The sequence below is a fragment of the Pseudomonas japonica genome (genome assembly GCF_900188455.1).
GTDB lineage: Bacteria > Pseudomonadota > Gammaproteobacteria > Pseudomonadales > Pseudomonadaceae > Aquipseudomonas > Aquipseudomonas japonica.
Window position 1 is genome coordinate 35,936 of record NZ_FZOL01000012.1, and the last position, 23,191, is coordinate 59,126.

General features: G+C 63.5%; 23 protein-coding genes. 11 read left to right on the forward strand and 12 right to left on the reverse strand.

All coding sequences use genetic code 11. From position 1 onward, the window contains the following. Positions 1–343: 343 nt before the first annotated feature. Together CHB99_RS15770 and CHB99_RS15775 are read left to right on the forward strand one after the other, a co-directional pair. On the forward strand, positions 344–712 hold the full coding sequence (locus tag CHB99_RS15770) for a hypothetical protein (protein ID WP_141137299.1): 369 nt from the start codon (positions 344–346) through the stop codon (positions 710–712). Continuing rightward, positions 702–1,997: a relaxase/mobilization nuclease domain-containing protein gene (locus CHB99_RS15775; RefSeq protein WP_167335843.1), complete on the forward strand. Its 1,296-nt coding sequence runs from the start codon at positions 702–704 to the stop codon at positions 1,995–1,997. The genes CHB99_RS15770 and CHB99_RS15775 overlap by 11 nt, the downstream gene beginning before the upstream one ends. A gap of 275 nt (positions 1,998–2,272) precedes the next feature. Here the strand turns inward: CHB99_RS15775 and CHB99_RS15780 are convergent, their stop codons facing one another. The 3 genes from CHB99_RS15780 to CHB99_RS15790 all read right to left on the reverse strand — a co-directional run bounded on the left by CHB99_RS15780 (position 2,273) and on the right by CHB99_RS15790 (position 6,349). Continuing rightward, positions 2,273–4,438: a TonB-dependent siderophore receptor gene (locus CHB99_RS15780; protein WP_042122375.1), complete on the reverse strand. Its 2,166-nt coding sequence runs from the start codon at positions 4,436–4,438 to the stop codon at positions 2,273–2,275. Positions 4,439–4,678: 240 nt separating this feature from the next. Continuing rightward, positions 4,679–5,062, reverse strand: coding sequence for a hypothetical protein (locus tag CHB99_RS15785; protein ID WP_042122374.1), 384 nt, complete (start codon positions 5,060–5,062; stop codon positions 4,679–4,681). Between the two features lie 99 nt (positions 5,063–5,161). Further along, positions 5,162–6,349: an MFS transporter gene (locus CHB99_RS15790; protein ID WP_042122373.1), complete on the reverse strand. Its 1,188-nt coding sequence runs from the start codon at positions 6,347–6,349 to the stop codon at positions 5,162–5,164. Positions 6,350–6,451: 102 nt separating this feature from the next. On the opposite strand from CHB99_RS15790, the gene CHB99_RS15795 reads away from it, so the two are divergent. Beyond that, positions 6,452–7,330 (forward strand): LysR family transcriptional regulator, encoded by an 879-nt coding sequence (locus tag CHB99_RS15795; protein WP_042122372.1) that lies wholly within the window; start codon positions 6,452–6,454, stop codon positions 7,328–7,330. Between the two features lie 4 nt (positions 7,331–7,334). On the opposite strand, the gene CHB99_RS15800 is transcribed toward CHB99_RS15795, so the two are convergent. Further along, complete coding sequence (locus CHB99_RS15800; RefSeq protein WP_042122371.1) at positions 7,335–8,084, reverse strand: 3-oxoacyl-ACP reductase family protein; 750 nt, start codon at positions 8,082–8,084, stop codon at positions 7,335–7,337. 125 nt (positions 8,085–8,209) lie between these two features. On the opposite strand from CHB99_RS15800, the gene CHB99_RS15805 reads away from it, so the two are divergent. Further along, on the forward strand, positions 8,210–9,136 hold the full coding sequence (locus CHB99_RS15805; protein WP_042122370.1) for a LysR family transcriptional regulator: 927 nt from the start codon (positions 8,210–8,212) through the stop codon (positions 9,134–9,136). Positions 9,137–9,229: 93 nt separating this feature from the next. Here CHB99_RS15805 and CHB99_RS15810 read toward each other — a convergent pair whose 3' ends face one another. After that, positions 9,230–9,706, reverse strand: coding sequence for a GreA/GreB family elongation factor (locus tag CHB99_RS15810; protein WP_042122369.1), 477 nt, complete (start codon positions 9,704–9,706; stop codon positions 9,230–9,232). Between the two features lies 1 nt (position 9,707). Further along, on the reverse strand, positions 9,708–10,136 hold the full coding sequence (locus CHB99_RS15815) for a hypothetical protein (RefSeq protein ID WP_042122368.1): 429 nt from the start codon (positions 10,134–10,136) through the stop codon (positions 9,708–9,710). 124 nt (positions 10,137–10,260) lie between these two features. Here CHB99_RS15815 and earP point away from each other — a divergent pair, with 124 nt between their 5' ends. Further along, a complete protein-coding gene (earP, locus tag CHB99_RS15820; protein WP_042122366.1) occupies positions 10,261–11,379 on the forward strand; it encodes an elongation factor P maturation arginine rhamnosyltransferase EarP in 1,119 nt (372 codons plus the stop codon). A 48-nt stretch (positions 11,380–11,427) separates the two neighbouring features. Continuing rightward, positions 11,428–11,997 (forward strand): elongation factor P, encoded by a 570-nt coding sequence (efp, locus tag CHB99_RS15825; RefSeq protein WP_008092676.1) that lies wholly within the window; start codon positions 11,428–11,430, stop codon positions 11,995–11,997. A gap of 60 nt (positions 11,998–12,057) precedes the next feature. Here efp and CHB99_RS15830 read toward each other — a convergent pair whose 3' ends face one another. The 3 genes from CHB99_RS15830 to CHB99_RS15840 form a co-directional block, all read right to left on the reverse strand. Further along, positions 12,058–12,477 (reverse strand): organic hydroperoxide resistance protein, encoded by a 420-nt coding sequence (locus CHB99_RS15830; RefSeq protein WP_042122363.1) that lies wholly within the window; start codon positions 12,475–12,477, stop codon positions 12,058–12,060. Between the two features lie 181 nt (positions 12,478–12,658). Next, positions 12,659–13,120, reverse strand: a complete 462-nt coding sequence (locus tag CHB99_RS15835; RefSeq protein ID WP_042122361.1) for a MarR family winged helix-turn-helix transcriptional regulator — start codon at positions 13,118–13,120, stop codon at positions 12,659–12,661. Positions 13,121–13,173: 53 nt separating this feature from the next. Then, positions 13,174–14,130 carry a LysR family transcriptional regulator gene (locus tag CHB99_RS15840; RefSeq protein ID WP_042122359.1) on the reverse strand — a complete coding sequence of 319 codons (957 nt, stop codon included), beginning with the start codon at positions 14,128–14,130 and terminating at the stop codon, positions 13,174–13,176. 109 nt (positions 14,131–14,239) lie between these two features. Here CHB99_RS15840 and CHB99_RS15845 point away from each other — a divergent pair, with 109 nt between their 5' ends. Continuing rightward, positions 14,240–14,989, forward strand: a complete 750-nt coding sequence (locus CHB99_RS15845) for a sulfite exporter TauE/SafE family protein (RefSeq protein WP_042122357.1) — start codon at positions 14,240–14,242, stop codon at positions 14,987–14,989. Between the two features lie 63 nt (positions 14,990–15,052). Further along, positions 15,053–16,294: a winged helix-turn-helix domain-containing protein gene (locus CHB99_RS15850; RefSeq protein WP_042122355.1), complete on the forward strand. Its 1,242-nt coding sequence runs from the start codon at positions 15,053–15,055 to the stop codon at positions 16,292–16,294. Here CHB99_RS15850 and CHB99_RS15855 read toward each other — a convergent pair. Continuing rightward, the gene (locus CHB99_RS15855) at positions 16,275–17,621 is read right to left on the reverse strand and encodes a class II 3-deoxy-7-phosphoheptulonate synthase (RefSeq protein ID WP_042122352.1); all 1,347 of its coding nucleotides are present in this window, start codon (positions 17,619–17,621) and stop codon (positions 16,275–16,277) included. The genes CHB99_RS15850 and CHB99_RS15855 overlap by 20 nt on opposite strands. Before the next feature lie 138 nt (positions 17,622–17,759). On the opposite strand from CHB99_RS15855, the gene CHB99_RS15860 reads away from it, so the two are divergent. Then, positions 17,760–18,512, forward strand: coding sequence for a spermidine synthase (locus tag CHB99_RS15860; RefSeq protein WP_042122351.1), 753 nt, complete (start codon positions 17,760–17,762; stop codon positions 18,510–18,512). A gap of 356 nt (positions 18,513–18,868) precedes the next feature. Next, entirely contained in the window at positions 18,869–20,536 is a 1,668-nt protein-coding gene (locus CHB99_RS15865) for a DEAD/DEAH box helicase (protein WP_042122350.1), read from the forward strand. Between the two features lie 88 nt (positions 20,537–20,624). Here CHB99_RS15865 and CHB99_RS15870 read toward each other — a convergent pair whose 3' ends face one another. After that, complete coding sequence (locus CHB99_RS15870) at positions 20,625–21,392, reverse strand: DODA-type extradiol aromatic ring-opening family dioxygenase (RefSeq protein WP_042122558.1); 768 nt, start codon at positions 21,390–21,392, stop codon at positions 20,625–20,627. Between the two features lie 104 nt (positions 21,393–21,496). Between CHB99_RS15870 and CHB99_RS15875 the strand changes: the two genes are divergently transcribed. Beyond that, positions 21,497–22,150 (forward strand): thiopurine S-methyltransferase, encoded by a 654-nt coding sequence (locus CHB99_RS15875; protein ID WP_042122556.1) that lies wholly within the window; start codon positions 21,497–21,499, stop codon positions 22,148–22,150. Between the two features lie 78 nt (positions 22,151–22,228). Here the strand turns inward: CHB99_RS15875 and htpX are convergent, their stop codons facing one another. Then, the gene (gene htpX / locus CHB99_RS15880; protein ID WP_042122348.1) at positions 22,229–23,116 is read right to left on the reverse strand and encodes a protease HtpX; all 888 of its coding nucleotides are present in this window, start codon (positions 23,114–23,116) and stop codon (positions 22,229–22,231) included. Positions 23,117–23,191: the final 75 nt, after the last annotated feature.

A 23,191-nucleotide genomic window follows, 5' to 3' on the forward strand; every position in this document is an offset into this window, starting at 1 on the left:
GCACATTTTTATAGGTGCCCATTGTCTGATCGGGTCGTCAGTACGCCCGGAGAGGCAAATGCTGAGCCAGTGTCGTCTAATGTAGGGCCTGTGCTGACCCGAGCTGAGCCGCTATTGGCTAGCATTGGGACAGATGTTTTAGTGATATACACTATTTTTCTGGGGGGGTATTTTGTGTTGATTCTGAAGCTATACCAAGAAACAAGTTATGTCGGTGATATACGCCGACGGTAAATTTCTTTCGAAATATCCTGATGCTCACACCCTTGTGGGGTTGCGCTGAGTGTTGCTCCAGGAGCGATACTTAAGAAGTAGATGCAGTCTGTGAGTGGGAGGGTGCTGTATGAGAGATAAGGTTATCACCCCTAAGCCGATAAGGCCGGCTAAAAAAGATAAAAGTTTGCTAATCCGCATGACCGCTGATGAACGTACCATTTTTGATGAACGACTCAAGGAGTCGGGCTACAAAGCTGCTGGAGCTTTTGTCAGGGACTATATAATCAATTCTAAACCGAAGCGCAGATACGTAATTGTTCCTCAGGCTCAGAAGGCCAACGAGCATCTCGTTGAGCTCGCACAGATGATCTTGGATGAAGAAGAGAAGGAGCTGTTAATAAAAAAGATAATGCACGTTGCCGTTAACATTTTCGGAGAGCTAGAAAGGATTAAGCTTGCTGGAAATGGAGAGGAGGGTGAGAACTATGATTGGTAAGGTTTTAAGGTCTTCAACTGGGTCTAGTACCAATCGTATAAAGTACGTTTATGGGGCGAAGAAACACGATCACGAACTTGCTGGAATTAAAACCATCGATACAAACTGCTTTGCTTTTTTTCCGGAAATTGGTATGCGGAAGGGAAGTGTGGAGGATCTCGGTTGTATGATATTGGACATGGATGTCGCCACAAAATTGAAGATTGGCGAACAAGGGAAGCCGAAGAGGAATTTGAAGCCGATATTCCATGCGGTTCTCTCGCTGGATGTCGGCGAATCGCTCACGGATGAGCAGTGGCAGGTCGCTGTGCGGCACTACCTGAAGATGATGGGTTTCAGTACTTCGAATAAATACGCGGCAGTCCTTCATCCGGATACTGGGAATCAGCACGTTCATATTGTAGCGAATCGCATTCGCTACGAGCCTGGCTTCAAGATGGTTCATGATAAAAATAACTTTGAATTAAACCTTCAATCGATAAGCGATATAGAGTGTCTGTTTGGACTCAGAAAGGCCCCGAGACCAGAGGAGAGTTGGAGCGTTGCTGTTAGAAGTAGAGACGTGCAGGGGGCCGCACGGGCCCACTCCATGCCCTACAGATCCCGTCTTGCTGCAAGGGTTGGAGCTTGTGTCGAAAGTACCAAGGAACGTAACGGAGATATTATCAATCTCGTTCGGGCTTTGAGGAGGCAAGGCGTCTATGTTCATCTGCGATATGACAGTCAAGGCCTGCCGAGGGGAATCGCATATGAGTTCGACGGGCGTGTTACTTCCGGAAAGGTTTTGAAAAAAGCTCGATTTACATTTCAAAAACTCACCTTGCAGGAGGGCATCAGGTATGAGCCGCATATGCTTCTACAGCTACAAGCTGAGATTTCAAAACGAGTTCCAACAAGTAAAGGAAAGTCTAATCCGGCAGAGCAGCGCTACTGGGTCAACGGAGGTTGGATCTACATGTACTTCGTCCCGGAAAACACCGCTCGCGCACCCTTTATCAAACTAAAAGTGAAAAAATCCGGGGCTCAGGTCAGGCAGGAGATCACCTATGAGGAAGCGATGGCGCTTATCAGGGCAATTTTACAAATCCTAGCCGCGCTTTTTGGTGCCGACGCCGGCTACTCGGCTAAGCCCGGCAACCCAAGGGGCAAAGGGTACGCCGAATACGATCAAGAGAAAGAATTCCCATTCTTGCTTTCCAATGAGCCTGATGGCGATCCACTGCATTCCCCTCTGGCTGTCAAACTCTCATCGTCGGGTGTGGGGCAGACAGCAGAATTGGCATGAGTAGGTGACCTGAGGTTTAGGACAAAATTAGTACAAAACCCAGGCCGGCTTGGGCCGCTGCAGGCCATTTATTTCAGGGCCTCCTCCCGAATTTATCGGCCTGGAGCGGCCTGGGAAGGAACCCGTAAGGGTTCGAATCCCTTCTTCACCGCCACTTTCGTAATACCGAAAAGCCCCTGGAAACGATGAGTTTCCGGGGGCTTTTTGCATTCCGGCTTTCCATGCCGGTGCTCCCTCGAACCGCAGCGATGGGGCCCGTAAGAGCCCCGCCCCCCTCAGAAACTGACCGAAGCCGACACCCGCGCCGTTCGCGGCGCGCCCTGGAACAGGTAGTTGTCGCCCAGGTAATCCCCCACATCCCGCCAGTAGCGCTTGTCGAAGACGTTATCCACCGTCAGTCGCAGCACCGTGTCGTACCCGGCGATTCGCGTGCGGTAGCGGCTGCCCACGTCGAATACGCTGTAGCCGCCGACCGCCACCGTGCCTTCCTGGTTGGCGTACTTGCTGGCGCTGTAGCGCAGGCCGCCGAGCAGGGCCAGGCCGGGTACGCCGGGGATGCTGTAGTCGGCCTGCAACGCCGCGCGCAGTCGCGGGACGTTGAGTGCCTGATGGTCGTCGTAGGCATCGGTGCCGCTGTCCGCGACCCGGGCACGGATCGCTGCGGCGCTGGCGTTGATCTGCAGGTCCGAGGTCAGCCAGCCGCTGGCACCCAGTTCCAGACCGATGTTCTTCTGCTGGCCTTGCTGCACGTAGGTGAAGTTGCCGGCACCGTCTGGCTGCGTGTACTGGTAGGCCTGCCGCAGCTGGAACAGCGCGGCGCTGAAGCTCATGCGCTGCCAGTCGCGCTTGACGCCCAGTTCGATCTGGTGCGAGGTGGTCGGGGCGAGGATGTCCTGGTTGTTGAGGACGAACCAGGGCGCCACGCCGCCGGAAGAGAGGCCCTTGCTGTAGCTGGTGTACACGGAGATGTCCGGCCGCGGCTTGTAGATCAGCGCGGCATTGGGCAGCAGTTGGTATTGGCGGGTGTGGCGCAGTGAATCGCCGGCCTGATTGAACGCTTCCTCGTCCAGGCGCACCACGCGGGCGCCGATCACGCTTTGCCATTGCTCGGTGAAGCTGATCCGGTCACTGAAGAACAGGCCGTACTGGCGGCTGTCGAGGCGGCGCTCGGTGTGGCCGGGCGTTTTGTCGGACGGGATGACCGCGGGCGTGTCCTGATAGATGTTGGGTTGGCCCGAGATCAACCCGGTGGCCTCGTTGAACATCGGACGCTGATCCACGGTACGGCGCTGCGCGCTGGTGCCGACGGTCAACTCATGGCCGACCCCCAGCGCATCGAAACGTCCGGCCAGGGTTGCCTGTGCCTCATCGGTGCGCCGGGTGTCGTCCGGGCTGCGGAAGTCATAGATGTCGTAGTCGCCTTCGGGGCTGAAGGTGTTGCCCAGGCCCGGGCAGTTGCTGGTGTAGTAGCAGCCCCAGGCAAACGAACTGTAGTCATCGATCACCACCCGACTGCGCGACGCGCTCAGCGCCCCGGTCCAGGCCTCATTGAAGCGGTACTCGAAACGCCCGCCAAGATTCAGCGAGTCGGATTTCACCGGTCTGGCCCAGTCCTGCCAGGCCAGGCGGTCCTTGGGGTCGATGCCGTGGGGCAGGCTGCTGCCGCCGAGCAACTGGTAGCCCGGCACCGAATACTGTTCGCGGCTCTGGTACTCGACATCCAGTTGCAGCAGGGCATCCGGGCTCATCTGCCAGTCGAAGGCCAGGGAGGCGAAGTCGCGCTTGCCGTCGGCGTGATCGACGTAGCTGCGGATGTCTTCATGGGCCAGGTTGGCGCGCAGACCGAACTGGCGCTCGCTGCCGAACCAGCCGCCGAGGTCGGTGGCGATATAGCGTTCGCCCTCGGCGCTGCCGGAGACCGTCAGCGACCGGACATCCTCCGCGCGCTTGGTCACGTAGTTGATCACCCCGCCGGGTTCGGACACACCGCTCTGCAGGCCGGACAAACCCTTGAGCAGCTCCACCTGCTGCTTGTTCTCCAGCGCCACGTTCTGTTCGCCGGTGATGGTCTGGCCGTTGATCTTGTAGCTGTGCGCCGCATCGAGGCTGAAGCCGCGCACATTGAAATTCTCGTAGTAGCCGATCGGCGCGTAGGACTCGCCCACCGAGGCGTCGCTCTGCAGCACTTCGCTGAGCAGGCGCACCTGGCGGTCCTGCAGCAACTGTTCGGTGAACACCGAGACCGAGGCCGGGGTGTCCAGCAGTGGCGCGGAGGTGAAGCCGGCGACCTGAGCCTGGCGCGACTGGTAGCCATCGCTCCAGCTATCGGAAACCGTGACCGGAGCAAGGGTGACGCTGCCTTCGGCGAAAGCGTGCGGGGTGCTCAGGGTCAGGCCGACCGTGAGCAGGCTGAGGGGCAGGCGAGGGCGTTGCAGGGACATGCGGCAAAACTCCTTGAGGGCCCGCAGCGGGCGCGCCGTTATGAGTCGGCAGCTACCCCGAAGCTGAAAGCCCGGTACGGCGAAAGGAAGGCGCAAAAAGGGCGCGCAAGTGCGAAAGGCTACTGGCATTGCGCCAGTGGGCGCCGCAGCGCGGGCACAATCTTAGCAGGGGCGACCGCGTTGCGGTGCCCCAATTGCAATACATTCGTATCTGAAGGGATGAGCGGGTGACGCTGGAATTCAGGTTTTCGCTGGCTGCTGCTGGGTGCGGCGGCGCCAGTTGCCGTCCAGTTTCGACCAGGTCTTGCCGTCGGTGACCGCCAGCAGCTTGCGGCCATCCTTGAAGGTGGCGAGGAAGGTGATTTCCTCGTCCTTGCTACCGAGCCAGAGCCCGGCGAGCAAGCCCAGCGGACCGGCCATCAGGCAGCCGGCCACGCCCCAGCCGAGGGCACTGCTCAGGTTGCGACTGGTTTCCTGGTTGGCGACTTTCATGTCCTTGATGCGGGAGAGTGCGATCTTTTCGCCCGGTGAGGGGCTTGTGGCGGTCTTGAGTGTGAGCGATCCATTGCGGTACTCGCCTTCACCTTGCAAGAAATCGCCGGACTGAACGGTGAGTCTTGTCATAGGGGTAATCCAGGTTGAGAGGGCTTTTTTGACCAATCGCTACTGAGCGCTCCGGATACCCTCAAGTCAATCGTCAGGCGACGGAGGGTATGAAGTCTGTCAGACGGTTCTGACGTCCATCACCTTTCTTCCGGCCAGCCACCCGATCATCAGCGCCAGTGCGCCCAGGGCCAGGCCGGCCAGGACGATCGCCTCCCAGCCCCAGTGCTGGAACAACTGGGTCCCCAGCAGCGAGCCCGTTGCGCCGCCGATGAAATAGCAGGTGATATAGCCGGCGTTGAGGCGGTTGCGCGCTTCCGGGCGGAGGGCAATGACCGCGTTCTGGTTGCTGACGTGCACCAGTTGCACCGCCAGGTCGAGCAACAGCACGCCGATCAGCAAGGCTGCCAGTGAGGTCGGGGCGAAGGCCAGCGGCACCCAGGCGAGCATCTGCATGAGCAGACCGAAGAGGGTGCCCTGGGCACCCTTGCCACGGTCGGCCAGGCGTCCGCCCCAGTTCGCCGCCAGGGCTCCGGCGGCGCCGGCCAGGCCGAACAGACCGATCGTTCCATCTGAATAGTTGTAGGGCTCGGCCTTCAGCAAAAAAGCCAAGGGTGTCCAGAACAGCGCGAACAGGCAGAAGGAAAATGCCCCGAGCAGTGAGCGCAGACGCAGCACCGGCTCCTCGGCGAACAGACGGAATACCGAACCGATCAGTGCCGGATAGGCCAGCCCGGCATGTTGCCGCCGCTGCGGCAGCGCCCGGAACAGGGCGACGGCGCTGAGGGCCATGAGCCCGGCGGCGAGCAGATAGATGCTGCGCCAGTCGCCGAGGTTGGCCATGAATCCGGCGGCGGTGCGCGCCAGCAGGATCCCCAGCAGCAGTCCGCCCATGAGGGTGCCGACCACGCGCCCGCGTTCGGCGGGATCGCTGAGGCCGGCGGCCATGGGCACCAGTACCTGGGCCACCACGGAGAACAGGCCGGTCAGCGTGGTGCCCAGCAAAAGCCACGGCAGGCTTGGGGCGAAGGCACTTATCAACAGGCCGATGGTGGCGATGGTGATCATGCTGACGATCAGTCGGCGTTGTTCGAACAGGTCGCCCAGCGGGGCCAGCAACAGCAGGCCGGCGCCGTAGCTCAGTTGCGCGGCGATGACGATGCCGCCGGCGCTGGCGGTGCTCAGGCCGAAATGCGCGGCGATGCTGTGCAACAGCGGTTGCGCGTAATAGTTGCTGGCCACCGCGAGACCCACGGCGGTGGCCATCAGCAGGATCAGGGCGCGGCTCAGGGGCGGCGTGACGGTCATGGCCGTCTCCATTCGAGGGATGAGGAGGGCAGTATGGGAAATGCGCTAGGATGACGCCAATGCATCGTTTTCATCGAATCAATCTCGAAAGAAGATGAATGAATGAACCTGAAACAGATCGAATACGCCCTGGCGGTCGCCGAGACCGGCAGCTTTACCCGTGCCGCCGAGCGTTGCCATGTGGTGCAGTCGGCCCTCAGCCATCAGGTCGCCCGCCTCGAAGAGCAACTGGGCGCGGCGTTGTTCGAACGCAGTTCGCGCTGGGTGCGCCTGACCGCGGCGGGCGAGGCCTTCGTGCCCAGCGCGCGCACCGCGCTGGAGGCGGCGCGGCGTATCGCCGACGAAGTGGCCGCGGCGTCTGGCGAGGTGCGCGGGCGCCTGTCCATCGGTGAAATCAGTTCGCTCACCGCGCTGGATCTGGTCGACCTGCTGGCGGGCTTTCATCACCAGTACCCGCGGGTGGACATCCGCTGGCTGATGGGCAAGAGCGAAGTGATGATCGGCGATGTCCGCGAGCGCCGCCTGGATGTGGCGTTCATCGGGGTGTGGCCGGGTGAGTCGCTGGAGGGGGTCGAATGGCGCCTGCTGGCCAAGGAGGAACTGGTGGCGGTCTTGCCGCCGGAGCATCCGTTGGTTATCCACAAGCGCCTGGCCCTGGCGGATCTGGAGGACCAGCCGCTGGTGGACTTTCAGGCCGGCACCGGAGCGCGGCGCCAGACCGACGAGGCGTTCGCCGCCGCCGGCTTGCGTCACCGGGTGCAATTCGAAGTGGGCACCACCGGCCTGATCGAGAAGTTCGTTCAGCGCGGTCTGGCCTTGGGCCTGGTGGCGGAGCGGATAGCCAACGGCTTCGAGCGGGTCGCGGTACTGCCGGTGAGCGATGCGCCGGTGCGGCATCTGTACGCCATCTGGTCGAAAACTCCGACCCCGGCCGCCAGTGCCTTTATCCAGTTGCTGGAAAGACAGCTGGCGGCGGGATAGGGCATCAGGCGGCGAAACCACCGTCGATGGTCAGGCTGGCCCCGGTGATGTAGGCGGCTTCAGGGCCGGCCAGGTAGGCGACGAAGCTGGCGATTTCCTCGACATGCCCGTAGCGACCTACCGCCATCAATCCGATCAGGCTGTCGGCGAATTCGCCATGGGCCGGGTTCATGTCGGTGTCCACCGGGCCGGGCTGCACGTTGTTGATGGTGATCCCGCGTGGCCCGAGGTCACGGGCCAGGCCACGGGTCAGGCCGACCAGCGCCGATTTGCTCATGGCGTAGGTGGCGCCGCCGGCGAAGGGCATGCGCTCGGCATTGGTGCTGCCGATATTGATGATGCGGCCACCCTGGCCCATATGCCGCACGGCGGCCTGGGTCGCGACGAACACGCTGCGCACGTTGACCGCCACCGTGCGATCGAAGTCCTCCAGGCTGAACTCGGCGATATCGCCGATCGCCAGCACCCCGGCGTTGTTTACCAGGATATCGAGGCCGCCGAAGTGCTCGACGGTCAGTTCGACGGCCTGTTGCACCGCCGCGGCGTCGGCGCTGTCGGCCTTCAGCGCGAGGGCCTTGCCGCCGTTCTGGCGAATTTCGTTCTGCAACTGCTCGGCGCCGGCTTGCGAGCTGACGTAGGTGAAGGCGACGGCGGCGCCCTGTTCGGCCAGGCGTTTGACGATGGCCGCGCCGATACCGCGCGAGCCGCCCTGGACCAGTGCCACTTTGCCGCTGAGGTTCTGTTGAATCGACATTGCTGGTGCTCCTGAAAAGACAAGGCTGGGTGCCTTGTGGATGGGCCCAGTATCGGGGGGAGATTGGCTACTGATAATCCACTAATCGCTATAGTCTGAATAAACTCCTGGTTTGGAATCTCGTGATGGAAACCTTCAGCAGCATAGAGTGCTTTCTGCGCAGTGCCGAAGTGGGCAGCTTCGCCGAGGCCGCCCGGCGCCTGAGCCTGACGCCGGCGGCGGTGGGCAAGAATGTCGCCGGTCTGGAGGCGCGGCTCGGCGTGCGGTTGTTCCAGCGCAGTACCCGCAGCCTGACCCTGACCGAGGCGGGGCAGTGCTTTCTCGGCGAAGTGCGTGACAGCTTCCAGACGATCCAGCATGCCGTAGCCAACATCGCCAGCATCGAGGGGCAGCCGGCGGGCACGTTGAAGGTCAGCATGGGCACGGTGTTCGGACGGCTGTACATCCTGCCCCTGTTGGGTGAATTCCTTCGGCGTTTTCCGGCGATCACGCCGGACTGGCACTTCGATAACCGTCAGGTGGATCTGATTGCCCAGGGTTTCGATGCGGCCATTGGTGGTGGTTTCGACCTGCCGCCCGGGGTGGTGGCGCGCAAGCTGACGCCGGCACATCGGATTCTGGTGGCGTCCGCGCAGTACCTGGACCGTTGCGGGCCGCTGCGCCAGCCGGAGGATCTGGCCGAGGCGGACGGGATCCTGATCCGCTCCCCGCAGACCGGACGTGTGCGCTCCTGGCCACTGACCAGCCGTACCGGTGAACAAAGTCCGCTGAACCTGCGCCCGCGCATGACCATGTCCGACTCCGAGGCCGCCTGCGCGGCGGCGGAGCAGGGGCTTGGCGTGGCGCTGGTGAGCATGCCGTTCGCGGTGCCGTATCTGGGGAAGGGGAGTCTGCTGCGGGTGTTGCCGGACTGGTATGTGGATGACGGGAATATTTCGTTGTACTACGCGCAGCACAAGTTGCTGCCGGGGAAGACCCGGGTGTTCGTCGATTTCGTGCTGGAGCAGTTCAGGGAGCAGGGCCTGGACAGGCAGTTCGATGCGCTGGCCTGACTGCCGGGGGGGCTCTTCAGGGCCTGATTGCGTGCACCACGGACCTTTGTGGGAGCGGGCGTTGCCCGCGATCAGGCCCGCAGGCACAACCACTCATTCGATGGATATCACCTCAAGCACCTGCCGCCCCCCACCCAGGTCCACCTCATCCCCCTCGGCCTTGCCCAGCAACTGCTGGCCCAATGGCGAACGCGGAGTGATCACCGTCACCAGCTCCGCCCCCTCGCCAATCTTCAAACCCGCAGCTTCCGGGCCGATGAACACCCGCTGCCGATTCCCCGTCTCATCCTCCAGCAGCACCAGATTGCTCACCTGGATTCCCAGCCCCGGGTCGAAATCCCGCAGGTTGAGTTGCAGGTAAGCAGCCCGCGCCTGACGAATCTCCTCCATGCGCCGGGCCTGGCCGGTCGCCAGGTAGGACGCTTCCAGGCTCAGGGTGTCGTACTTGTTCTCGGCGATGTTCTCCTCCGCGGTCGCCGTCTCGTAGGCGGTCTGTGCGGCGCGCTGAAGGACGTCCAGGTCCACGCCCAGGCGTTCGATGATGGCATGCAGCAGTTCGGTCTTGTTCATCTCAACGGCAGAACTCAAGGACATTGGCCCGGCTCTTCTCGGTCGGGGCGGTGCGGTTCTGTTGCAGCCAGAACTGGCACTTGGGATTGGACAGGTTGCGCGGGTTTTCCTCGGCGCGGTTTTGCGCATCTTCGATCTGCTGGCTCTGCAGTGCCTGCTGGTATTGCTCGAACATGTGGTTCTGCTCCGGCGACTGCTCCGCCGCGCCTGGCTGGCGTGCTGCTGGCGGCTGGCGCGCGGGGGCCGGGGCGAGCGGTTGGCTGAGCGCCGCGGTCACCGGCTCATGCAGCGACGGCAGCAGTTGCCAGGCGCCCCAGAGGGTCAGGCCGATGGCGACGAAGCCGAGCCACAGGCCCAGGGCGACAGCGACGATCAGCGGCAGCATTTTCGGGGAAACCTTCAGTTCACGACGACGTGCTCGGTAGGACATGGCAACCTCCTGGCCAGGACAGGGGCGGGATTGTCGCACGAGCGATCGCAGGCGGCACTTTTGTCGGCACGCGATAATCCGGACAATTGGCGAACATTTGTCTGCGGCGCAAGAGGTGCCTGTTATGAAACCGACCTGGGATATCTTCTGCCGCGTGGTCGACAACTACGGCGACATCGGGGTGACCTGGCGGCTGGCCCGGCAACTGGTGGCCGAGCACGACCTGACGGTGCGCCTGTGGGTCGACGAACTGCAGGCGTTCGCGCGGATCTGCCCGGAGGCCGAGGTGCAGGCGCCGCACCAGCTGCAGGCGGGCGTCGAGGTCTGGCACTGGGGCGCAGACTGGGCGCCGGTGGCGGTGGCCGATGTGGTCATCGGCGCCTTCGGTTGCCAGATCCCCGCGCAATACATCGAGGCCATGACCCGGCGGCCGGCGCCGGCCCTGTGGCTGAACCTCGAATACCTCAGCGCCGAGGACTGGGTCGAAGGTTGTCACGGCCTGCCATCACCCCAGGCCAATGGCTTGCGCAAGGTGTTTTTCTTCCCGGGCTTCACCCAGGGCACAGGCGGACTGCTGCGCGAAGCCGGGTTGCTGGCGCAGCGCGATGCGTTCGACCGCGATGCCTTCCTGCGCACGCTGGGCGTGGCGCTGCAGCCTGGTAGTCGCCTGCTGTCGCTGTTCGCCTACGAGAATTCCGGGCTGGCCAGCTGGCTCGATGCCCTGGCCGAGGATGTCCGGCCCAGTCACCTGCTGGTGCCGGAAGGGCGCATTCTCGGTGATGTACAGGCCTGGCTGGGTGAGGAGGAGGTAGGCGTCGGTGCAGTGCATCGACGTGGCGCGCTGACCGTGCAGATCCTGCCGTTCGTGCGCCAGGACGACTACGACCGGCTGCTGTGGAGCTGCGATTTCAACGCGGTGCGTGGCGAGGATTCCTTCGTTCGCGCGCAGTGGGCGGGCAAGCCGCTGCTTTGGCACATCTATGTGCAGGAGGAGTATGCCCACTGGGAAAAACTCGAAGCCTTTCTCGACCACTACACCCAGGGGCTGTCGCCCGTCACGGCGGCGGCCCTGGTGGAGCTGTGGCGGGCCTGGAACATGGATCGCGACATGGGCGCGGCCTGGAAACAGTTGTTGCCGCACTGGGATGAACTGGCCGCTCACGCCCGCCAGTGGTGCGCGGAGCAGGCCGCTCGGCCGGACCTTGCCACGGCGCTGGTGCAGTTTTACCGAAATTGGATATGATACGCGGCCTCGATTTTTATAAATCCATCCAGATTCGGATACTTCGTAATGAAAACTGGTAAAGAGCTGAAACCCGGTACCGTACTGCGGATCGACAACGACCCGTGGCTGGTTCAGAAAGCTGAGTTCACCAAATCGGGCCGTAACAGCGCGATCATGAAGACCAAGCTGAAGAACCTGCTGACCGGCTACAAGACCGAAACCGTCTACGGTGCGGACGACAAGCTGGACGACGTGATCCTGGATCGCAAAGAAGCGACCCTGTCGTTCATCAGCGGTGACTCGTACACCTTCATGGACACTTCCGACTACACCATGTACGAACTGAACGCCGAAGACATCGACGCCGTTCTGCCGTACATCGAAGAAGGCATGGAAGACATCTGCGAAGCCGTCTTCTTCGAAGGCCGCCTGGTCTCCGTGGAACTGCCGACCACCATCAGCCGTCAGGTCGTCTACACCGAGAACGCTGCTCGTGGCGACACCTCCGGCAAGGTCATGAAGCCTGCCAAGCTGAAGAACGGTACCGAGATCCAGGTTGCCGACTTCATCCAGATCGACGAGTGGATCGACATCGACACTCGCGACAACAGCTTCAAGGGCCGCTCCAAGAAGTAATCTTCCTGGCGTCCACGAAAAACCCGGCCTCGGCCGGGTTTTTTTGTGCCTGTGGAAAACTCAGACGCTGACGTGCAGGCGGACGTCGACGTTGCCGCGGGTGGCGTTGGAGTACGGGCAGACCTTGTGCGCCGCGTCCACCAGTGCCTGGGCGTCGGCCTGCTCAAGACCCGGGATGCTGATGCGCAGGTCGATGTCCAGACCGAAGCCGCCTTCGATCTGACCGATCCCGACTTCGGCGGTGATCGAGGTCTCGGCGGGCAGTTGGCGCTTGCTCTGGCCGGCGACGAATTTCAAGGCGCCGATGAAGCAGGCCGAGTAGCCGGCGGCGAACAGCTGCTCGGGGTTGGTCGCCGCGCCGCCAGCGCCGCCGAGTTCCTTCGGCGTGGCCAGTTTCACGTCGAGGATGCCGTCGCTGGAAACGGCACGGCCATCGCGGCCACCAGTGGAGGTTACGGTTGCGGTGTAGAGCGTTTTCATGGGGAGTTCCTCGAACCTTGTGAACGTTGTCTTGTGAACGTTGTGCGCCGGTGGCGCTGTCTGGGTACGGGGATAAAACTAGCGCGCAATTATTTAGTGCGCAAGATAAATTTTCAAGCGATCCGCCAAACGGTACTGCGACAGGGCTGGCTATCGTGGCTCAAGCCCCATGGCAGAGCCGTTACAGGCTTTTCTGCAAGTGCTCGCGCAACTCCAGCAATTGCGCTTGCAGTTGCCGCAGGCGCTCAACCGATTGCCCACTGGCGCCGAGAATGCAGTGCGGCACTGTGCGCGCCTTCTGCTGCAATTGACGGCCGGCATCGGTGAGTTCGACGATCACCACCCGCTCATCCTCACGGCTGCGGGTGCGCTTGAGCAGTCCCTCGGCCTCCAGGCGCTTGAGCAGCGGTGTGAGCGAGCCTGGATCGGTGAGCAGGCGCTGGCTGATCTCGCCGACGGTCAGCGCGTCCTGTTCCCACAGCACGAGCATCGCCAGGTACTGTGGATAAGTCAGGCCCAGCGCTTGCAGCAGCGGTTTGTAGACCTTGGTCATCAACAACGAGGTGGAGTGCAGGGCAAAGCACACCTGGTTGTCGAGCAGCAACTCGTCGCAGCGGTCGGGAGCTTCGGTGTCAGCGTTCATGCCAATCCTTTTCTTGGTTGGAGCTTTGAATTTTAGCACGCAAGTATTTAGCGCTATCGCCAGCTCAGTTCGCTCTGCAGTGCCAGATCCCAGGGCGGCACCGGACTGAACCGGCTCTTGAGGAATTCGAGCAGCAAACGACTCCGAGAGTTCGTTTCATGTTCCAGGCGCAGTGCATAGATGCCGGTGGACTCAGTTGGCGGCAGTCCGTTGTCGCAGAACAGTGGCAGCAGTTCACCGCGCAGCAGGTACTCGCTGATCAGCCAGGTCGGCAGGTGGGCGATGCCGAGGCCGGCCAGGGCGCCGAACAGCAGGGTCTCGGCGTTGTTGGCCGTCATGCGCATGCGCGAAGGGCGCCATACCCGCATCTGCCCGTCCATGTCGAAACGCCAGGCGAACGGCGGGGCGAGACCGTCCCAGTCCAGGCCGTCGTGTTCCGGCAGCTGCGCGGGGCTTGTCGGGACGCCACGCTGGCGCAGATAGGCCGGGCTGGCGCAGGCGATGCGCACCATGTAGGCCAGTGGCGTCGCCACCAGCCGGGTATCGGCCAGCGGGCCGGCACGCAGTACCAGATCCACCTCGCCGAGGTGCGCACCGTGCAGGTCGACGAAGCTGTCGATCAGGCGCAGTTGCACGTCGAGGCCAGGGTAGGCGACGAGGAAATCGGCGATGGCCGGGGCCAGGTGCCGACGTCCGAACGCCGCTGGCGCGTCCATGCGGATCAGGCCCTCCGGTGCATTGCTCAGGGACACCGCTTCGGCCCGGGCCAGACGCAGCTCCTCGACGATACGCCGGGCCCGTTCGGCGAAGGCGATACCCGCCGGGGTGGGGCGCACCGCGTGGGTGCTGCGCACGAACAGACGGCTGCCCACGGCGCTCTCCAGGCTGTCGATACGCCGCGCCACTGCCGAGGGTGTCAGCGGGTGGCGCCGGGAGGCGGCGGAAAAACTGGCGGTCTCCAGCACATCGAGAAACAGGCCGAGCTGTTCGGTCAGGGCATCGGGATTCATCAGGGGCTCGCTTATGCGAAATTGGCAAAGCCATTGTGCGTTGCTGTGCGTTTCCCCGCTAGCCCGGCCTCGGTAGCATGCCGCCAATGATCTGATTGACGAGGCCGGCATGATCGAGTGGTTGATGTATATCGCCCTGGGCGCAGCCCTGGGTACGGTGGGGGGATTGTTCGGCATCGGTGGCGGTTTGATCGCGATTCCGGCGCTCGGCGTGTTGTTCGGTCTGGACCAGCAACTGGCCCAGGGCACCGCGCTGGTGATGGTGGTGCCGAATGTGATGCTGGCGCTGTGGCGTTATCACCAGCGCAACCGAATCGAACTGCGCTATGCGGTACCGCTGGCGGGTGCCAGTTTCGTCTTCGCCTGGCTCGGTTCGATCTGGGCGGTGGGCCTGGATGCGCGCAGCATGCGCATCGGTTTCGTCGCGTTCCTGGTCGCCCTGGCGGCGTGGAACCTGCTGCGCATCTTCCTGCGCAGCACGCCGCCGTCCAGCGAGCTGCGGCAGCCGTGGCCGTGGCTGGGCGTGCTGGGCAGCTTCGCCGGCGTCATGGGCGGGCTGTTCGGGGTTGGTGGCGCTGTGGTTGCCACGCCGGTGCTGACCAGCGTGTTCGGTACCACCCAGGTGGTGGCCCAGGGGTTGTCGCTGGCGCTGGCGCTGCCGAGTACCTCGGTGACCCTGCTGACCTACGCCGTGCACCAGCACGTCGACTGGATGATGGGCATTCCCCTGGCCGTGGGTGGTCTGCTCAGTATCAGTTGGGGCGTGAAGCTGGCCCATGCGATGCCGGAAAAGGTACTGCGCTCGCTGTTCTGCGCGTTCCTGGTGGTCTGCGCGCTGATGCTGGCGTTCAAGATCTGAAAGCAGTCGCGGCCCCGCTTCGGCGGGGCTACTGTAGTGGGTCTCGCGTGCAGGGAGTTCGCCATGTCCACCACTCAATCGTTTTCAGCGGCCCAGGCGCGCCGTCTGGCCCTGGCCGCCCAGGGCTTCGCCGCGGTCGCGGGCGAGGGCTCTGCCAGCACCTCGCAACTGGCGCGGATGCTGCGCCGGCTTGGGGTGGTGCAGATCGATTCGGTCAACGCCCTGGTGCGCTCCCATTACCTGCCGCTGTTTTCCCGGCTTGGTCACTACGCGCCTGAACTGCTCGACCAGTTGGCCTGGGGCCGGGGCCGTCAGCGCAAGCTCTTCGAGTACTGGGGGCATGAAGCCTCGCTGCTGCCGCTGGAGTTGTATCCATTGCTGCGTTGGCGCATGCGCCGGGCGCGCCAGGGGCAGGGCATCTATCGGCAGTTGGCGGAATTCGGCCGCCAGCAGCAGGCCACCATCGCCCGGGTCCTGGCCGCGGTGACCGAGCAGGGGGCGCTGGGCGCTGGCAGCCTGTCGACCCGCGAGGAACGCGCCGGTCCCTGGTGGGACTGGAGCGCGGAAAAGCATGCGCTGGAATGGCTGTTCGCCGCGGGCGAGGTGGTGGTGGCCGGGCGCCGTGGTTTCGAGCGGCTCTACGATCTGCCGCAGCGTGTGTTGCCGCCGGCCGTGCTCGCCCAGCCGGAGCCCGCTGAAGCCGACGCCCAGCGCGCGCTGGTGCTGCATGCGGCCACGGCACTGGGGGTCGCTACCGAGAGGGATCTGCGCGACTACTTCCGTCTGGCCCCGGCGGACAGCCGCGCCCGTGTCGCCGAATTGCTCGAAGAGGGCCTGTTGCAGCGCTGCGAGGTTCAAGACTGGACATCGCCCGCCTATTGCCTGGGGGCGCCGCGCATTCCGCGCAAGGCCATCGCCAGCGCACTGCTGTCGCCTTTCGACTCGCTGGTCTGGGAGCGTGAGCGCACCGAGCGCCTGTTCGATTTCCGCTATCGCCTGGAGATCTACACGCCCGCGCACAAGCGTGTCTACGGCTATTACGTGCTGCCATTCCTGCACCACGGGCGCATCGCCGCACGGGTCGACCTGCGTGCCGAGCGCGCGCGGCAGTGCCTGGCCGTGCATGCCCTGCATGAGGAAGAACCGGGGCTGGACGAGGCGGGGATTCACGCCCTGGCCGCCAGTCTGGGGCGACTGGCCGGGTGGCTGGGGCTGCGGGTGGTGCAGGTCAATTGCCGGCGGGCCGGCACCCCGCGCTTGCGCGAGGCGCTGGCCCGGCTGGAAATCAGCGGCGAACCTGCTTGAGGGTTTCGGCGATGAGGAAGGCCAGCTCCAGCGACTGATCGGCGTTCATCCGCGGGTCGCAGTGGGTGTGGTAGCGGTCGGAGAGGGCATCCTCGGTGATCGGCCGGGCGCCGCCGATGCATTCGGTGACGTTCTGCCCGGTCATCTCGATGTGGATTCCGCCGGCGTGGGTGCCTTCGGCCTGGTGGACCTGGAAGAACTGCTTCACCTCGCTGAGGATCTGCGCGAAGTCGCGGGTCTTGTAGCCGCTGCTGGCCTTGATCGTGTTGCCGTGCATCGGGTCCGAGCTCCACAGCACCTGGCGGCCTTCGCGCTCGACGCTGCGGATCAGGTTGGGCAGGTGCGCGCCGACCTTCTCCGCGCCCATGCGCACGATCAGGTTGAGACGGCCCGGATCGTTGGCCGGGTTGAGGATGTCGATCAGGCGGATCAGTTCCTCGGTATTCATGCTCGGGCCGACCTTGACCCCGATCGGGTTGTTCACCCCGCGCAGGAATTCGACATGGGCGCCATCGAGCTGACGCGTGCGGTCGCCGATCCACAGCATGTGCGCCGAGCAGTCGTAGTAGTCGCCGGTCAGGCTGTCACGGCGGACGAAGGCTTCCTCGTAGTTGAGCAGCAGCGCTTCGTGGGCGGTGAAGAAGCTGGTCTCGCGCAGTTGCGGCGCGGTGTCGAGGCCGCAGGCACGCATGAAGGCCAGGGTTTCGTCGATGCGGTCGGCCAACTGGCTGTATTTCTCGGCCAGGGCCGAGTTGGCGATGAAGTCCAGGTTCCACTTGTGCACCTGGTGCAGGTCGGCGAAACCGCCCTGGGCAAAGGCCCGCAGCAGGTTGAGGGTGGCGGTGGCCTGGTGGTAGGACTGCAGCAGACGTTCCGGGTCCGGCACGCGGCTCTGCGGGTCGAAACCGATGCCGTTGACGATGTCGCCGCGGTAGGCCGGCAGGGTCACGCCGTCGATGGTTTCGTCATTGGCCGAACGCGGTTTGGCGAATTGCCCGGCCATGCGCCCGACCTTCACGACCGGGCAGCCGGCGGCGAAGGTCATGACAATCGCCATCTGCAGCAGGACCTTGAAGGTGTCGCGAATCTTCGCCGCTGAGAACTCGGCGAAGCTTTCCGCGCAATCGCCGCCCTGCAGGAGGAACGCGCGGCCCTGGGTCACTTCGGCGAACTGCCGGCGCAGTTCGCGGGCCTCGCCGGCGAAGACCAGCGGTGGATAACTGGCCAGGCTCTGTTCGACCTTCAGCAGGTGCGCGGCGTCGGGGTAGACGGGTTGTTGCTGGATCGGCAGGGCGCGCCAGCTATCGGGACTCCAGGGTTGGCTCATCACAGGCTCTTTTCGTTATCGGCTAAAGGCGAAATGCATGCCTGCCATGCTATCACCCGCCACACGCCTTGTTGCACTGCGCGCATTGACGGACAATGCCGGCTTTTGCTTGGGCAGACAGGGTTGCCGGGAGACAGCATGACAGAGCGGGAAGAGCGGCTGCTGGCGCAGGTGCACGACCAGTTCGGCACCATCAGCGTGTACGAAGTCGAGGACTACCGCTTTCTCGAATTCGGCGAGGCGATCGAGCAGAGCTGCGTGTTCACTGCCGATCCCAGCTGGCTGGAGTACGACTACACCCGTGCCATGCTGGTCGGTGCGCTGTGCCACGAGCAGCCGGAAAGCGCGCTGTTTCTTGGCCTCGGCGCCGGCACCCTGACCCAGGCCTGCCTGAAGTTCCTGCCCCTGGACGATGTCGAGGCCATCGAGCTGCGTGCGGACGTGCCGCGCCTGGCCATCGAATACCTCGGCCTGGACGACGACCCGCGCCTGTACATCCGCGTTGGCGACGCCCTGGAACTGCTGCCGACGGCGGAGCCCGCCGACCTGATCTTCGTCGACCTGTACACCGACCACGGTCCCGGCGTCGGTCACCTGGCCTGGGGTTTTCTGGAAAACTGCCAGAAGCGTCTCAATCCCGGTGGCTGGCTGGTGATCAACCAGTGGGCTGGCGACGATGGCCGGCCGCTGGGCGCGGCGTTGTTGCGCGGCCTGTATTCCCGACACTACTGGGAGCTGCCGGTGAAGGAGGGCAACGTGATCCTGCTGGTGCCCGCCGACCTCGACCAGACCCTTGACGAAGCCGGGCTGCGTGCCCGCGCCGAGGCCCTGGCTCCGCGCCTGGGCTATTCCCTGAACTCGCTGATCGAGGTGATTCGTCCGGCATCCTGAGTAAATCGTTTCAGCCATTCAGCCCCGGTTTTCGGCATCACAGGGGCCTTGGAGATCGACGAGACGCGTCGTTCCAAGGCTTGCGGTCGTCGTTTTCCGAAAAAAAGCTCTCACGGGAATGGCGAATTCAGGTATGATGCGCGCCGGTCTTTCAACGGACCTCGTTTAGGTAGTGCAATCTTCCCGAAGCCACCTTCGGCTGCGCGTCCGCATCGCGGACTCTCCTTGACGTTCTTTTATCTTCAATCGTTTTCGCAAATCCCCGCCGACAAAGCTGCCAGGGTGACCCTCGGGTCTTACAAGGCATGCGCAGCTTTGGAGCATGGGTCTTTGCGGATGCACTTAGAGGCAGACCCATGACCCAGGAAACCGCCGGCTTCGCCGCTCTCGATCTTCATCCAAGTATTGTTGCTGCCGTTCTGGCGACCGGCTACGAAGAGCCGTCCGCCATTCAGCAACAATCGATCCCGATCATTCTCGCCGGTCATGACATGATCGGTCAGGCGCAGACCGGTACCGGCAAGACTGCCGCGTTCGCCCTGCCCATCCTGAACCGCATCGACCCGAGCAAGCGCGAGCCGCAAGCCCTGATCCTGGCGCCAACCCGTGAGTTGGCGTTGCAAGTAGCTACCGCATTCGAAACCTACGCCAAGCAGATGCCTGGCGTGACCGTGGTGGCCGTATACGGTGGTGCCCCGATGGGCCCACAACTGAAAGCCATCCGCAACGGCGCGCAGATCGTCGTCGCAACCCCGGGCCGTCTCTGCGACCACCTGCGTCGCGACGAGAAAGTCCTGGCTACCGTCAACCACCTGGTGCTCGACGAAGCCGACGAAATGCTCAAGCTGGGCTTCATGGATGACCTGGAAGTGATCTTCAAGGCCATGCCGGAAAGCCGTCAGACCGTGCTGTTCTCGGCTACCCTGCCAGCGTCGATCCGTGCCATCGCCGAGCGTCACCTGCGCGAGCCGAAGCACGTCAAGATCCAGAGCAAGACCCAGACCGTGACCGCCATCGAGCAGGCACACCTGATGGTCCACGCCGACCAGAAGGTTTCCGCCGTCCTGCGTCTGCTGGAAGTCGAGGAATTCGACGCGCTGATCGCCTTCGTGCGTACCAAGCAGGCCACCTTGGACCTGGCCAGCGCGCTGGAAGCCAAAGGCTACAAGGCCGCCGCGCTGAACGGCGACATCGCCCAGAACCAGCGTGAGCGTGTGATCGACTCGCTGAAGGACGGCCGCCTGGACATCGTCGTCGCCACCGACGTCGCTGCCCGTGGTCTGGACGTACCGCGCATCACCCACGTATTCAACGTCGACATGCCGTACGATCCGGAGTCCTACGTACACCGTATCGGTCGTACCGGCCGTGCCGGTCGTGAAGGCCGTGCGCTGCTGCTGGTCACCCCGCGCGAGCGCCGCATGCTGCAGGTGATCGAGCGCGTTACCGGGCAGAAGGTTGCTGAAGTTCGTCTGCCGAACGCCCAGGCCGTTCTCGATGCGCGCATCAAGAAGCTGACCAACAGCCTCGCGCCGCTGGTTGCCGATGCCGAAGCGAGCCATGGCGACCTGCTGGATCGTCTGACCGCCGACATCGGTTGCAGCCCGCGTGCCCTGGCCGCGGCCCTGCTGCGCAAGGCCACCAACGGTCAGGCGCTGACCCTGGAAGCGGTCGAGAAAGAGCAGCCGCTGGTGCCGAGCTACACCCCGCGCGAGCGTACCGGTGAGCGTTCCGAGCGTAGCGGTGGCGAGCGTGAGCGTCGTGCGCCGATGCCGCTGGGCGAAGGTCGGGCTCGTTGCCGTACCGCGCTGGGTGCGCGTGACGGTATCGCGGCGAAGAACCTGCTGGGCGCCATCCTCAACGAAGGCGGCCTGGCCCGCGAAGCGATCGGTCGCATCCAGGTGCGTGACAGCTTCAGCCTGGTCGAGCTGCCGGAAGAAGGTCTGGACCGTCTGCTGGCCAAGCTCAAGGACACCCGCGTTGCCGGCAAGCAGCTGAAGCTGCGCCGTTATCGCGAAGATTGATCCGCGAGCGATGAAAAAATCCCCGACTGGTTCGGGGATTTTTTTTGCCTGTTCGGACCTCATCGCGGGCAATGCCCGCGATGAGGCCTTAATCGAAGCGATAGATGTCCATCCCCAGGGCTCCCAGGGTAAACCCCTGGTGCTCGATCCCGAATCGTTCCCCAGCACCCCGGGCGAAATACAGCGGCAGCAGGTGCTCATCGCTCGGATGGTTGCGCACCGCGAACGGTGCCTGGCGGCGATAGTCGAGGAGGGCGGCGCTGTCGTTGGCGGCGAGCTTTTCCACCACCCAGTCACGGAAGGCCAGGGCCCAGGGCGCGGCGTCATCACCCGTGGCGCGCCAGTCCAGCTCACCGAGGTTGTGGGTGATGCTGCCCGAGCCGATCAACAGGATGCCTTCCTCGCGCAGCGATGCCAGCGCGCGTCCCACCCGCTCCTGGAATGCCGGGCCAAGCAGGCTCGGCAGGGAGACCTGCACCACCGGGATATCGGCCTGTGGATACATCAGCGACAGCGGCACCCAGGCACCGTGGTCGAAGGGCCGTTTCGGGTCCAGGTCGGCCCGTATTCCGCCATCCTCGAGCAGGCTGGCTACCCGTTCGGCCAGCGCCGGCTCGCCGGGCGCCGGGTACTGCACGGCGAACAGCGCCGGCGGGAAGCCGCCGAAGTCGTGCCAGGTGGCCGGACGTGGTGTGCTGGCCACCCGCAGGTCATGGCTCTCCCAGTGCGCCGAAACCACGACGATGGCCTTCGGTCGCGGCAGGCTTGCGGCCAGGTGGGCCAGGGCCGGACCGCTTTCGCCCGGTTCCAGGGCCAGCATCGGTGATCCATGGGAAATGAACAGGCTGGGGAGCATCTTGGAAGTCCTGAAGGTTATGATGGCCACCATCTTCAGGCAGATCATTGATCTAATTCCAATATAAGTTTTCGCAGTATTTGATCGAAATTTTCGAGGTTGGCATGCAAGCGGATTTTTGGCACAAGCGCTGGGAGCGCAACCAGATCGGTTTCCACCAGAATCAGGTGAACCCGTACCTGACGAGGTACTGGCCGACGCTGGGCATCGAGCCCGGCAGTCGGGTGCTGGTGCCGCTGTGCGGCAAGAGTCTGGATCTGGCCTGGCTGGCGGGGCAGGGGCTGCGGGTGCTGGGTGTGGAGTTGTCGCAGCGGGCGGTCGAGGACTTCTTCGTCGAGCAGCAATTGCAGCCGGAGCGCTACCAGCACGGCGCGTTCACCTGTTATCGCAGCGAGGGCGTGGAAATCTGGTGTGGCGACTTCTTTCAACTGCGTGCCGAGGACCTGGCCGATTGCGTGGGGCTGTACGACCGCGCCGCGCTGATCGCGCTTCCGCCGCAGATGCGCCAGCGCTATGCGGCGCAGCTGAATGCCTTGCTGCCACAGGGTTGCCGTGGCGTGCTGGTGACCATGGATTACGACCAGGCGCAACTGGACGGTCCGCCGTTCTCGGTGCCGGATGGCGAGGTGCGGGCACTGTTCGGTGAGCGCTGGCAGGTGAGCGAGGAAGCGGCGCAGGACATTCTCGGCGAGAGCTGGAAGTTCGTGCAGGCCGGCGTCGACAGCCTGGTGGAGCGGGTCTACATCCTGCGAGGCTGAACAACCATCGAAAGTGCGATGCGGATTCTCATGCACGAAAAAGCCCGCCGAAGCGGGCTTTTTCATTGACGGTGCAGCTTAGCCGCGGCGGCGCAGCGCTTCGATGCGCTCTTCCAGCGGCGGGTGGCTCATCAGCAGACCAGCCAGGCCCTGCTTGAGACCGCCGTTGATGCCGAAGGCGTTCAGCGTGCTCGGCATCTGCACCGGTACGCCCTGTTCCGAACGCAGGCGCTGCAGCGCGCTGATCATCGCTCCGGTACCGGCCAGGCGGGCGCCGGCGTCGTCCGCGCGGTATTCGCGTTTGCGCGAGAACCACATGACGATGATGCTGGCCAAGATGCCCAGGATCAGTTCGGCGACGATGGTCGCGACGTAGTAGGCGATACCCTGGCCTTCCTCGTTCTTGAAGATGACCTTGTCGACGAAGTTGCCGATGATCCGCGCGAAGAACATCACGAAGGTGTTCACCACGCCCTGGACCAGCGCCAGGGTGACCATGTCGCCGTTGGCGACGTGACCGATCTCGTGGGCCAGCACGGCCCGCACTTCATCGGGGGAAAAGCGTTCCAGCAGACCCTGGCTCACCGCGACCAGCGCGTCGTTGCGGTTCCAGCCGGTGGCGAAGGCGTTGGCCTCGTAGGCCGGGAAGATGCCCACTTCCGGCATCTTGATGCCGGCTTCGCGGGACAGCTCTTCGACGGTCTGCAGCAGCCATTGCTCGTGACGGGTGCGCGGCTGGCTGATGATCTGGGTGCCGGTGCTCATCTTCGCCATCCACTTGGAGATGAACAGCGAAATCAGCGAGCCGGCGAAGCCGAAGACGGCACAGTACACCAGCAACGAATCGAGCTTGAGGTCAACCCCGTTTGCCGCCATGAACCCGTTGAAGCCGAACAGGCTCAGGGTGATGCTGGCAACCAGCACGACCGCAAGGTTGGTGGCCACAAACAGCAAAATGCGCATCATGGTTGTTACGTTCTCCTGACGGATAGATATGTAGCGTATGCGGGTATATAAGGTGCGCGCCTTGGTGATTCAACT